Below are 11,946 nucleotides of genomic sequence, written 5' to 3'. Positions count from 1 at the left end.
GCCGGAGCGAGACCGCCCCGGATTTCGCTCCGCTCCATCCGGGCTACGCTTCCCGTCTCAGACCGCATCAGCCCGCAGCAGCGTGTCCACGGTGATGGTGCCGCGGGCACGGGAGACGCAAGCGCAGATCTTCTGGTTGCCCTCCTTCTGGTGATCGCTGAAGAAGACGTCGCGATGGTCGATCTCGCCGTCGACAGCGACCACGTCGATAGCGCAGAGGCCGCATTCGCCGCGCTTGCAATCGTACATCACGTCGTGACCGCTGGCATTGAGCACGTCCAGCATCGAGCGCTCACGGGGGATTTCCAGCTCGATATTGGAGTCCTTCAGGCGCACGCGGAACGTCTCGGTCGGCAGCGTACCGCTGGACCCGAACGTCTCGTAGCGGAGATCGGGGAGCGGATGGCCGGCGCCGATCCAGGCGTGGCGCGCCGCATCGAGCATTCGCATCGGGCCGCAGAACAGCGCCAGTGCACCTTGCGGAAGCGAGGCGAACAGGGCGTCGAGATCGAGCCGGTGGCCCTCGTCGCTGGCATGGACGATCAGGCGGTCACCGAGCATCCCTGAGAGATCATCGAGATAGGCAGCCTCGCCGCGCGAGCGAACGGCATAGTGCAACGTGACCTCGGCCCCGCGCCGCGCCAGCGCCTGCGCGGCGCCGAGGATCGGGGTGATGCCGATGCCACCGGCGATCAGGCAATAGCTTTGGCGGGTCCAGTCGACCGCGAGCAGCGAGGCGGGCTGGGTGATGTCGAGCCGCGCGCCCGGCTGCAGAGACCACATGTAGCGCGAGCCGCCGCGGGAATCATCAGTGCGGCGCACCGCGATCCGCAAGCCACGCGAGGTGGCCTCACCGACGAGCGAATAGGATCGCGTCTCCGGCAGGCCGTCGATGGTGACGCTGACATTGATATGGCTGCCGACCGGATAGGCGGCGCCGTCAAACTGATCCGGCAGGATCAGGAATTCGCGGATACCGGGCGCGAGTTCGCGCGTCGAGACGAGCGTGGCCGGAATCCAGGTTTCGATGAAGCGCATGGTGCCTGCCCTAGTCGGTTGCGGTCCTGATCAGCGCGAGCGCCGGCAGGAGGTCGAGATGGGTCCGGTTGCGCAATGCCAGCCGCAGATTGCGCACCGCGAGCCGGGCGTGCTCGCGCATCACAGCCTCGGCGCGCGCGCCTTCGCGGTTCTCGATGGCGTCGATCACGACGCGGTGGTGCTCCTGCCCGATGATCAGGATCTGCTGTGCCTCGGGCAGCGCCGACTGCGCCATCACGAAACCGCTTGGCGAGGCGAATGGCAGCGCCGAGGCGCGGTCGATCTGGCGGATCAAGGGCGGGCTGCGCGACAATTCGGTGAGCAGCGCGTGAAAGCGCGCGTTCAGCGTGACATAGGAGGAGAAGGCATCGACAGAGATCGGCATCTGCCGCAGCAGTTCGTCGATCGCCGCAAGACATTCCTTCAACGGCTCGAGCTCGCGCGCGGAGACACCGCGCTCGGCGGCGAAGCGCGCGGCGAGGCCTTCCAGCGTGCCGCGCAGCTCGATGGAATCGGAGATGTCGCGCTCCGAAAACGCCTTCACCATGAAACCGCCGGAAGGGATCGCCTCCAGCAGCCCTTCCTCCTCCAGCCGAACCAGCGCCATGCGCACCGGCGTGCGCGAGGCGCCGGTGGTCTCCACCGCCTGGAGCTCGGAGATGCGCTCGCCGGCGCGCAACGCGCCGGACAGGATCTGGTCGCGCAGCGCGAGCTGCGCCTTCACGGTCTGCGAGACGGAGCGGTCGACCTCACGCTCGGCCATGACTTACTCCGCGGCCTGGAGGCGCTGCGGCGCGGTTTCCTTCGCGATCATCTTGTCGATCAGCTTGCGCGACCACATCGCGCCGGCGTCGATGTTGAGATTGTAAAAGATGCGATCGGGGTTCTCGTCCATCGCGCGCTGCTGCGCTTCCAGGATCAGCTCGTCCTCGCGGAAGATGCTGGAGACGCCCTCGCGGATCTCGGTGGTGATGCGCTGCTCGCCGATCCGGTAGTTGCGGACGAAGGCCCAGAAATAGTGACAGGTCTTCTCGGTTTCCGGCGTGATAGTGTTGAGCACGAAGCCGTTGACGCCCTGCGAGCGGTCGCCTTCTGGCGCGCCGGTGCCTGTTGGCGCCACGCCGACGTCGATGGCGATGGTGCACGGCGCTTCGAAACGGATGATCTGCCAGCGATCGACGAGACCGGACTTGCCGAGCTGTTTCGCCCAGAACGGCGGCGCCTCGATTCCGCGCATCCAGCGCGTCACCGTGACCGTCTTCTCGCCATGGGTGACGTCGAACGGCGCTTCGGCGACCGCGTCGTTGCCGATAGAGGAGCCGTGCACGAAGGTCTCGTGGGTGAGGTCCATGAGGTTGTCGAGCACGAGGCGGTAGTCGCAATTGACGCGAATAGTCTTGCCGTCGCCGGCCCAGGCCGGATCGTGGTTCCAGTGCATGTCAGGGACGAGCGCGGGATCGGCCAGCGCGGGATCGCCCATCCAGAGCCAGACGTAGCGGTGGCGCTCGACCACGGGATAGGCGCGGACGCAGGCCGACGGGTTGATGGTCTCCTGCGAGGGCATGAAGGTGCAGCGGCCCTGCGCATTGTATTTGAGGCCGTGATAGCCGCAGACGACGGTGTCGCCTTCCAGCCGGCCCTTGGAGAGCGGCACCAGCCGATGCCAGCAGGCATCCTCCAGGGCGGCCACCGCACCATCGGCCTTGCGGTACATCACGACGTGCTTGCCGCAGATCGTCCGCGGCAACAGCGCCGGCTTCACCTCCGCGTCCCAGGCCGCGGCGTACCAGGCGTTCATGGGGAAGGGTTTTGTCACCGGCGATCTCCCAAGGCTTATGTATGCGTTATGTATACAATATCGCGGGGAAAGAATCGTTCAAGGCCAAATTTGGAGTAATATAATACCTAAGACTGGTGATATGTATACATAATTAGCCATCGCTGTCATTCTCCGCGAAAGCGGGTAATGACACCTGTTGATACTGCGAGTACGTCCCCTCGGAGGGCAGCGAGAGCGGCGCTTTGGCTCGGCAGCTACGCCCCGAACACCTTCTTCAGCCCGGCCTGCGCTTCTTCCTGGATCCGCTTCAGGTGCTCGGTGCTGCGGAAGCTTTCCGCGTAGATCTTGTAGACGTCCTCCGTCCCCGAAGGCCTTGCCGCGAACCAGCCGAAATCGGTTTCGACCTTGATGCCGCCGAAGGGTTGGCCGTTGCCGGGCGCCTTGCTCAGCGTGGCGCGGACCGGATCGCCGGCGAGATCCTTCAGGCCGAGCTGCTCGGGCGTGACGGACTTCAGGATGTTCTTCTGCGGCGTGGTGGCGGCAACGTCGATGCGCGCGTAATGGGGCACGCCGAGCTCGGCGGTGAGATCGCCGAACAACTGACTTGGGTCGCGGCCGGTCTTGGCCATGATCTCGGCGGCGAGCAGGCCGAGGATGATGCCGTCCTTGTCGGTGGTCCAGACCCCGCCGTCGCGGCGCAGGAACGAGGCCCCTGCACTCTCCTCGCCGCCGAAGCCGAAGCCGCCCGTGAGGAGGCCGTCGACGAACCATTTGAAGCCGACCGGCGTCTCGACCAGCTTGCGGCCGAGTTTTTTGGCAACACGGTCGATGATCGAGCTCGACACCACGGTCTTGCCGATCGCGGCGTCCTTGCCCCAGTTCGGGCGGTGCGCGAACAGATAGGAGATCGCGGTCGCCAGATAATGGTTGGGGTTCATCAGACCGCCGGTGCGCGTGACGATGCCGTGGCGGTCGGCATCGGTGTCGTTGGCAAAGGCGACGTCGAAGCGGTCGCGCATCGCGATCAGGCTCGCCATCGCGTAAGGCGAGGAGCAGTCCATGCGGATCTTGCCGTCCCAGTCCACCGTCATAAAACGGAAGGTCGGATCGATCGCCTCGTTCACGACGGTGGCTTTCAGGCCGTAGCGTTCGATGATCGGGTGCCAGTAATGCACGGCGGCGCCGCCGAGCGGATCGATGCCGATATTGATGCCGGCGGATTTGACCAGATCGAGGTCGACGACCTCGCCGAGATCGGCAACGTAGGGCGTGACGAAGTCGTAGGCGTGGACGTTCCCGGACTTTTTCGCCTTCGCATAATCCATGCGCGCGACGCCCTTGAGACCGTCGGCGAGATAGGCGTTGGCGCGTTTCTCGACCACGGAGGTCGCATCGGTGTCGGCGGGCCCGCCATGCGGCGGATTGTATTTGTAGCCCCCATCCTCCGGCGGATTGTGCGAGGGCGTGACGACGACACCGTCGGCAAGGCCCGACGTGCGGGCCTTGTTGTAGGTGAGGATCGCGTGCGAGATGACAGGCGTCGGCGTGTAGCCGCCGTCCTTGTCGATCATGATGTCGACGCCATTGGCCGCGAACACCTCGACCGCGCTGACCAGCGCGGGCTCTGCCAGCGCGTGGGTATCGATGCCGATGAACAGCGGACCGGTCAGCCCCTTTTCCTTTCGGTAGTCGCAAATCGCCTGCGTGGTGGCGAGGATGTGCCCTTCGTTGAACGTGTTCTTGAACGAGGTGCCGCGATGGCCGGAGGTGCCGAACGCGACCCGCTGCGCGGGGTCGGCGACATCGGGTTTGCCGGCGAAATAGGCCGTCACCAGCCGCGGAACGTTGGTGAGCGCATCAGGCGAGACCAGCTTGCCCGCCGCGGGATGAACATCAGTCACTGAAATATCCTCGTCCTGCCTAAAGAGATTGCGGAGCAGCATAGCATCGGCCGGGCCACCGCCAAGGGCACAACATCGGTGACGGGACGGCGTTCCCTAGGAGAGTGGCGAGAACAGGTCCGGCGATCATGCTATGCTTCGCGACCATCGAGGCCCTTCGAATCGTCCCATGATCCTCCCGCGAAAACTGCTTCTGCTGATCGCCGGCCTCGTAGTGGCGAGCACGCCGGCGCGCGCCGCGGAGTTCTACACCGAGGACCTTCGCATTCCGATGGCGGAGGCCGGGCCGCAGGGCCTGGAGGCGTTCCTGGTCCGCCCAGCAGGCGCCAAGCGCTATCCGCTGGCGCTGCTCAGCCACGGCTCGCCGCGCAAGTTCGAAGACCGCGCGACCATGTCGGCGCACAGATATTACGGCATCGCGCTCGAATATGCCCGGCGCGGCTTTGCCGCGCTGATCGTGATGCGGCGCGGCTACGGCACCTCGCCGGGCGGGCGCGTGGACAGCATCGGCGGCTGTGCCAATGCCGCTTACCTGCCGGCGGCCGCAGTTGCGGTCGCGGATTTGCGCGCCGCGATCGATGCGATGGGACGCAGGTCCGACGTGACGACGACGGGCATGATCGCGGCCGGCCATTCCGCCGGCGGCCTTGCCACCGTCGCGCTGACCGCGCAGGCGCCGCCCGGGCTCATCGCCGCGATCAACTTCGCCGGCGGCCGCGGCTCGCGGGATGACGACGATGTCTGCAATCCGGCTGGTCTGGTGCAAGCCTTCGCCACGTTCGGAAAAACATCGCGCGTGCCCACGTTGTGGGTCTATGCGAGCAACGATTCGTTCTTCGGGCCCGATCTCGCACGCCGTCTCCATGACGGGTTTCGCGGCGGCGGCGGCAACGCAAAATTCATTGCGGCCGCGCCTTACGGCGACGACGGCCATTATCTCTATTCGGTCGCAGGCCGCCCGCAATGGACGCCGTATGTCGACGCCTTTCTGCGCGAGCGCGGGCTTGGCCATGACATCCTGAGCGCACCCGATCCGCTGCCGCCGCCCTACCAGCTCAACGTATCCGCGCGCGCCGAGTTCGCGCGCTATCTTGCGAGCACGATGCCGCACAAGGCGTTTGCCGTCTCGCCGAAAGGTGGGTACGGATGGCGGTCGGGACGTATGACAGCCGACGACGCACAGCGCGATTCGCTCGCAGCCTGCATGAAATGGGCAGCGACCTGCACGCTCTATGCGGTCGATGACCAACTAACGGGGGCTGCGCAGAGGACCTCAACGGACCAGAGTGCCCGCGCGCGCTAGACGCCAGTGGCCCGTCGACCTTCCGGCGTCCGCGGCCCGCACCATCACCCGGGGCAAATCGGTTGTTAACTCGAAAGATATATGACGTGCGCCATGCTGTGGGATCCGGCACACCTCAGATGCAGCGCAACGTGGAAACACGTCGCGATCGCCGTGCTTTTGCTGACATCGACCTGCGTCCATGCGGCAGATGGCGCTTCGGACGAGGTGAACACGACATCAGCCATAGCCAGCAGCAATGCCGACCTTGGCGCAGGGGAGACGCCGACGTCCCGGGTCATGATCCGAAAGATCATCGAACGGGAAACTGCGAAGACCAGTCTTCCTGCGGACATTGCCGAGGCCGTCGTCTTCGTTGAGAGCGGATACAACACGGCCACCATTGGCAGTGTTGGCGAGATTGGCCTCATGCAGGTGCGGCCCGAGACAGCCGCGATGCTCGGATTCAAGGGTAACAACGCCGAGCTCGCGGAACCCGATGTCAACATCCATTACGGAGTGCTCTATCTCAGCCGCGCATGGCGTCTGGCAGGTGGAGACCTTTGCCGCGCCCTGATGAAATATCGGGCAGGCCATGGCGAGGAGTCGATGACTCCCCGTTCGCGGGTCTATTGCAATCGCGCCCGCAACCGTCTTGTCGCGATGAACTCAGCGGCAGCAGCAGGCGTCCAAACCACGATTGTCCCGGATGCGGCACCAACCGCAGCACCTGCACCGATAACGACGGCGACGACGACAAAATCAGCGCGTAACCCAAAAGTGCCGGCTCAGCCGCGGGAGGTTTATACGCGCTATCGCCAAGGCACGGCAGCGGCAAGCCGCGCGTATTGGGCAGCACAGGAAGCCCGGGTCAGCCTCATTAAGGCTCGCATCGAAGCGAGGTGGAAAAGATTCGCATCTCGCTGATACAATCCGCTCGGTATTGAGCTGGCAGCAATTGAACGACCGACAATTTTGAACAGAGCCCGAATTGAGATCATGCACAATAGTTTGAGAGTTTTGTTCGCAATCTTCGCAACAGGCGCCGTGGCCCTGTCTGCCTTTCTGGCCATTCGGTTCGTCGTCGGCTTCAGCGGCTGAGACAGATGGCGCGGTCGCCGCGATGTGGTGTCGCGCCCGGGCCTAGAGCCGTTCGCTGAGCGCGAGTTTGTAGCCGACGCCGGTGACGGTCGCGATCACGGGCGTGCCGCTGCCGACGAGCTTGCGGCGCAGCCGCGCCACCAGCGCATCCACGGTGCGGATGTCGACCTCGGCCTGGCGGTTGCTGACGACCTCGATCAGGTAGTCGCGGCTGAGCGGCCTGCCGTCGGCACCGACCAGCGCGGCCAGCAGGTCGAATTCGGCGCGCGTCAGCGCCACCGGCTTGCCGTCGCTGCCGAGCAGCTCGCGCCGGGTCAGGTCGATGATCCAGTCGCCGAAGGCGATCGAATTGTGATTGCGCGCCGCCTTGCGGTCGATCGAGCGGCGCCGCAGCACGCTGCGTGCGCGCGCGAGCAGGTCGCGCAGATTGATCGGCTTGGTGACGTAATGGTCGCCGGCGATCTCGAGGCCGAGGATGCGATCGACGTCGGTGTCGCGGCGGGTCACGAAGATGATCCCCGCGTTGCTGGTCGCCTGGATCTCCTTGGCGAGCTCGAAACCGTCGCCGTCGGGCAACTGCACGTCGAGGAAGACGAGATCGGTGCGCGCGCGCAACGCCTGGCGGCATTCCGCGCATGAGCCGGCGCCGACCACGTCGAAATTGTTCTCGCTGAAATAACCAACCAGCATCGTGCGCGTCACCGGATCGTCTTCGACGACGATCAGCCGCTCGCGGCCAGCAGGACGCAATTCCTGAAGTGCGGAATTAGTCACGTTGTTGGATGTCCTGTGTGCTTGCGACCCGAAATTCAAGTCGCCGCGCAGCGCGCTGTCCTGTGAACGAACATTCACGACTTATTCGAGCCCCCGAAATTGCCTGCCAGAATACTAGGCGTGTTGTGCTGGCCAAACAATATTGGTCACGGCTTGGGCGCATTAAGTATGAATTGGCCCACAATTCTCATCCCGCGCATCATCATGCGGGCCTGGCTCGCACGAGTGCCGTGAAGCCACCTCGACCCCGCCAATTCCTTACATTCGCCCCCGGACGCAACCGACGGTTAACGTAAAGAACGCGTTTGGCTTCGGAAAGGCAGGCCGCACCTCTATTGTCCCCGCAGGCCCGAAATCAGGAGCAGGCGTGATGCAGGGGCAGGCCCGGTTGGCCGGTCAAATCGAGGACGGGGCAACGCGCCTCAGTCGTTCGCACAGCCTCGACTTCCTGCGCGGTCTCGCCATCCTCGGCGTGTTGGCGATCCACGTTTCGCAATCTTTTCCTTCGAACATCCACGCCGTCGACTACGCCTTCATGTGCGGCTGGACCGGCGTCAACGTGTTCTATTTCGTCAGCGCCATCACGATGTGCCTCATGTGGACGCGGCGCGTCGAGGCGAACCCCACGCGCAAATTCTATATCCGCCGTGTCTTGCGGATCGCACCGCTGTTCTGGCTCGCGATCCCGCTCTACCTCGTCGTCAACGGCACGGGGCCCAGCGCCAACGCTCCCAACGGAATCGGCCCGCTGCAGGTGATCCTGACCGCGACTTTCCTGCACGGCTTCTGGCCTGACAGCGTCAACAGCGTCGTGCCGGGCGATTGGTCGATCGCCGCGGAGATGACTTTCTATCTCGTCTTCCCCTTCGTGATCACGGCATTCGGATCGCGCCGCCATCTCTATCTTGCGCTGGCGATCGGGCTGCATCTCGTCAATGTCAGCCTGTTCAAGCCGTGGGCTTTCGAGCTGTTCTCGGCCTATTACGGACCGGGCAGCGAATCCTTCGTCTGGAGCACGCTGCACATCAGCTTCCTGAACCAGTTGCCGGTCTTCCTCGTCGGCTGCGCGCTGTTCTTCTCGCTGCGCGACGGCTTTGCGAAGTCGGATGCCGCAATCTACGCCGCCTTCATCGCGCTGTCTTTCATGGCCAATCGCACGTCCGGCGCGCATGAATTCAACTATCTGTTGATCAACCTCGCGCTCGGCGCGGGTGTGGCCGGCAGCATCCGCTTCGCGATCCGCTGGCAGCCGATCGAGGCGCTCGGCCGCAATTCCTATTCGATGTATCTGTCGCACTTCGCGGTGATCCTTGGCCTGCGCCAGATCTGGCCGCTTGCCGACGGACTGCTCTCGCTGCTGATCGTTTATGCCGTCACGGCGGCGCTCAGCTATCTCGTGGCGCGCGCGACATGGCACCTGGTCGAGCGGCATGCGCAGGATCTCGCGCACCGCCTGACAACTTCGACGGCCACGACCACACGCGCGGAGCCGGTCACGGCACCAGGCATCGCCCTGAACGGCCGCAGCGCCGGCGCGTGAGCCGTCTCAGGACGATCCCACCTCGATCCGGTACGACAGCTCTTCCCTGGCGCCGGCCGCGATATGCATCAGGCCCGGCTTGTCGCTGAACTCGCCCTCGAAGCCGGCGGGGCTGGCATAACCGCGCCAGGGCTCGATGCAGAGGAACGGCGCGCCTGTTGGTTTGGACCAGACGCCGAGCTCGCGAAAACCGCGCCAGGACATTTTGAGCCAGGGACCAGCGCCCGTCCCCGCCGCATAGCGGACCGCATGGCTGTTGACGGGATCGAGGATCACCGCATCGTTGACGAACAGGGATTCCGACAGGGGAAGCACCGTGCCTTGGACGGGGCTCGGATCCGTTGCCGCGAGCAGGAGGCCGCCCTCGACCCGGCGGACTGGAGACGGCTCCTCGGTCGTGAACGTCAACGCGTAGCTCTCCTTCGGTACGCCAGCCTGAAGCGGCCAATTGAAGGCGGGATGACCACCGAGCGACACAGGCAATGTGTCGTCGCCGGTGTTGATGACCGAGAGTGAGAGATCGAGACCTTGATCGTCGATCGCATAGCCGGCCGTCAGGCGGAATGCGAACGGATAGAGCGCGCGCGTCGCTTCGCTGTCTTCGAGCGCCAGCGTGCAACGGTTCTCGCTGCGCTCCACCCACGCAAAGCGGCTGTCACGCGCAAAGCCGTGCTGGGTCATCCGGTAGGTCTTGCCAAGGTGCCGCATCTCGTCATTGGCGAGGCGCCCGACGATCGGAAACAGCAGCGGCGCATGGCGCTGCCACGCCGGCCCGGCCTGCCAGACGAATTCGGTGCCGCTGCCGTCCTTCAGCGAGCACAGCTCGGCGCCGTGCGCCTTGATGGTCGCCGTGAGTGAGCCGCTGCGGATCGTGTGCGTGTCGTCAGTCATGACGGTCTCCATGGCGGCGACGAGGCGTGCGATCGGATCATATCGCAACGCAGGCCATTCCGCCCGCCTCGCGACGGGGCGACGCAGAGCCGCGAAAGCCCGTCGCTCCGTTGGAGGTCTACTAGGCTTGAGACGACGACCGCCCGACGCTCTCATAGACGAAGCCGGCCGCGGCCATCTCTTCGGGACGGTAGATGTTGCGAAGGTCGACGACGACGGGCTGGGCCATGGTCGCCTTCAGCCGGTCGAGATCGAGCGCGCGGAACTGCACCCATTCGGTGACGATGACGATCGCATCGGCGCCTTGCGCGCAGGAATAGGCATCCTCGCAATAGGTGATGCTGGGGAGTTCACCCTTGGCCTGCTCCATGCCGACGGGGTCGAACGCCCTGACCTTCGCGCCCATGTCGATCAGGCCGGTGACCAGCGGGATCGACGGCGCGTCGCGCATGTCGTCGGTGTCGGGCTTGAAGGTGAGGCCGAGCACGGCGATGGTCTTGCCGCGCAAGCTACCGCCGAGCGCCTGGCTCACTTTCCGCGCCATCGCACGCTTGCGGTTCTCGTTGACCGCTAGCACGGATTCGACGATGCGCAGGGAGACGTCGTAATCCTGCGCGATCTTGATCAGCGCCTTGGTGTCCTTCGGGAAGCAGGAGCCGCCGAAGCCGGGACCCGCGTGCAGGAACTTGGTGCCGATGCGGTTGTCCAGGCCAATGCCGCGTGCGACCTCCTGGACGTTGGCGCCGACCTTTTCCGACAAGTCTGCGATCTCGTTGATGAAGGTGATCTTGGTCGCGAGAAACGCGTTCGCGGCGTATTTGATCATCTCGGCGGTGCGGCGCTCCGTGAACATCAGCGGCGCCTGGTTCAGCGACAGCGGGCGGTAGATGTCGCCCATCACCTTGCGGCCGCGCTCGTCGGAAGTGCCGACCACGACGCGGTCGGGGAATTTGAAGTCGCGGATCGCGGCGCCTTCGCGCAGGAATTCGGGATTGGAGGCGACGACGACGTCAGCCTTGGGATTGGTTTCGCGGATGATGCGCTCGACCTCGTCGCCGGTGCCCACAGGCACAGTCGACTTCGTCACCACCACGGTGAAGCCGGACAGCGACTGCGCGATCTCTTTCGCGGCGGCGTAGACATAGGACAGATCGGCGTGACCATCGCCGCGGCGCGAGGGCGTACCAACCGCGATGAACACCGCGTCGGCATCCGCCACCGGCTTCGACAGATCGGTGGTGAAGTCCAGACGCCTGGCCTTGACGTTGGTCGCGACCAGTTCGTCGAGGCCGGGCTCATAGATCGGGATCTCGCCGCGATGAAGCGCAGCGATCTTCTTCTCGTCCTTGTCGACGCAGGTGACGTCGTGACCGAAATCCGCAAAGCAGGCTCCGGACACCAGTCCCACATAGCCCGTTCCGATCATCGCGATGCGCATGAAAAGCTCTTTCCGTTGTAGACGGATGTTCCACCGAACACCCTAGACGATTTCTCTATCCGACCGCTCGCCCAACATTAGGGCAAGCTGCTGCGTAAACTGAATAAACCTTAGTCGCTCGACATGACAAGAACCTCAAACAGTTCGTGAATTACGCGACATGCGATTGTTGCATTCTACGTATGCGCGCGATACGCCGCA

Annotated in this window: 10 protein-coding genes; 3 read left to right on the top strand and 7 right to left on the bottom strand. The window is 64.5% G+C overall.

Annotated features, from left to right (window positions below):
- Positions 1 to 57: 57 nt before the first annotated feature.
- From ACQ86E_RS21415 to pgm, 4 genes are all read right to left on the bottom strand, one after another.
- Positions 58 to 1,038, bottom strand: a complete 981-nt coding sequence (locus ACQ86E_RS21415) for a PDR/VanB family oxidoreductase (RefSeq protein WP_431201676.1) — start codon at positions 1,036 to 1,038, stop codon at positions 58 to 60.
- Positions 1,039 to 1,048: 10 nt separating this feature from the next.
- Entirely contained in the window at positions 1,049 to 1,801 is a 753-nt protein-coding gene (locus ACQ86E_RS21410; RefSeq protein WP_431201675.1) for a GntR family transcriptional regulator, read from the bottom strand.
- 3 nt (positions 1,802 to 1,804) lie between these two features.
- A complete protein-coding gene (locus tag ACQ86E_RS21405) occupies positions 1,805 to 2,854 on the bottom strand; it encodes a Rieske 2Fe-2S domain-containing protein (protein WP_431201674.1) in 1,050 nt (349 codons plus the stop codon).
- Positions 2,855 to 3,072: 218 nt separating this feature from the next.
- On the bottom strand, positions 3,073 to 4,719 hold the full coding sequence (gene pgm, locus ACQ86E_RS21400; RefSeq protein WP_431201673.1) for a phosphoglucomutase (alpha-D-glucose-1,6-bisphosphate-dependent): 1,647 nt from the start codon (positions 4,717 to 4,719) through the stop codon (positions 3,073 to 3,075).
- A 169-nt stretch (positions 4,720 to 4,888) separates the two neighbouring features.
- On the opposite strand from pgm, the gene ACQ86E_RS21395 reads away from it, so the two are divergent.
- The gene (locus ACQ86E_RS21395) at positions 4,889 to 6,022 is read left to right on the top strand and encodes an alpha/beta hydrolase family protein (protein ID WP_431201672.1); all 1,134 of its coding nucleotides are present in this window, start codon (positions 4,889 to 4,891) and stop codon (positions 6,020 to 6,022) included.
- 93 nt (positions 6,023 to 6,115) lie between these two features.
- Positions 6,116 to 6,928, top strand: coding sequence for a lytic transglycosylase domain-containing protein (locus tag ACQ86E_RS21390; RefSeq protein WP_431201671.1), 813 nt, complete (start codon positions 6,116 to 6,118; stop codon positions 6,926 to 6,928).
- Positions 6,929 to 7,144: 216 nt separating this feature from the next.
- Here the strand turns inward: ACQ86E_RS21390 and ACQ86E_RS21385 are convergent, their stop codons facing one another.
- Positions 7,145 to 7,954: a response regulator gene (locus ACQ86E_RS21385; protein ID WP_431201670.1), complete on the bottom strand. Its 810-nt coding sequence runs from the start codon at positions 7,952 to 7,954 to the stop codon at positions 7,145 to 7,147.
- A 292-nt stretch (positions 7,955 to 8,246) separates the two neighbouring features.
- Between ACQ86E_RS21385 and ACQ86E_RS21380 the strand changes: the two genes are divergently transcribed.
- The gene (locus ACQ86E_RS21380; RefSeq protein ID WP_431201669.1) at positions 8,247 to 9,416 is read left to right on the top strand and encodes an acyltransferase family protein; all 1,170 of its coding nucleotides are present in this window, start codon (positions 8,247 to 8,249) and stop codon (positions 9,414 to 9,416) included.
- 6 nt (positions 9,417 to 9,422) lie between these two features.
- Here ACQ86E_RS21380 and ACQ86E_RS21375 read toward each other — a convergent pair whose 3' ends face one another.
- The gene (locus tag ACQ86E_RS21375) at positions 9,423 to 10,307 is read right to left on the bottom strand and encodes an aldose 1-epimerase family protein (protein ID WP_431201668.1); all 885 of its coding nucleotides are present in this window, start codon (positions 10,305 to 10,307) and stop codon (positions 9,423 to 9,425) included.
- Positions 10,308 to 10,428: 121 nt separating this feature from the next.
- Positions 10,429 to 11,745, bottom strand: a complete 1,317-nt coding sequence (locus ACQ86E_RS21370) for a UDP-glucose dehydrogenase family protein (protein ID WP_431201667.1) — start codon at positions 11,743 to 11,745, stop codon at positions 10,429 to 10,431.
- Between the last annotated feature and the right edge of the window lie 201 nt (positions 11,746 to 11,946).

This window comes from Bradyrhizobium betae (assembly GCF_050632175.1).
Classification (GTDB): Bacteria; Pseudomonadota; Alphaproteobacteria; order Rhizobiales; family Xanthobacteraceae; genus Bradyrhizobium; species Bradyrhizobium betae_B.
Note: the sequence above shows the minus strand (reverse complement) of the source record. Positions and strands in the feature narration are given on the sequence as shown.

What these genes read in the sequence shown, in the direction of transcription:
- ACQ86E_RS21415 (WP_431201676.1), bottom strand. Translation starts at nt 1,038, where the DNA reads ATGCGCTTCATCGAAACCTGGATTCCGGCCACGCTCGTCTCGACGCGC.
- ACQ86E_RS21410 (WP_431201675.1), bottom strand. Translation starts at nt 1,801, where the DNA reads ATGGCCGAGCGTGAGGTCGACCGCTCCGTCTCGCAGACCGTGAAGGCG.
- ACQ86E_RS21395 (WP_431201672.1), top strand. Translation starts at nt 4,889, where the DNA reads ATGATCCTCCCGCGAAAACTGCTTCTGCTGATCGCCGGCCTCGTAGTG.
- ACQ86E_RS21390 (WP_431201671.1), top strand. Translation starts at nt 6,116, where the DNA reads ATGCTGTGGGATCCGGCACACCTCAGATGCAGCGCAACGTGGAAACAC.
- ACQ86E_RS21380 (WP_431201669.1), top strand. Translation starts at nt 8,247, where the DNA reads ATGCAGGGGCAGGCCCGGTTGGCCGGTCAAATCGAGGACGGGGCAACG.
- ACQ86E_RS21375 (WP_431201668.1), bottom strand. Translation starts at nt 10,307, where the DNA reads ATGACTGACGACACGCACACGATCCGCAGCGGCTCACTCACGGCGACC.
- ACQ86E_RS21370 (WP_431201667.1), bottom strand. Translation starts at nt 11,745, where the DNA reads ATGCGCATCGCGATGATCGGAACGGGCTATGTGGGACTGGTGTCCGGA.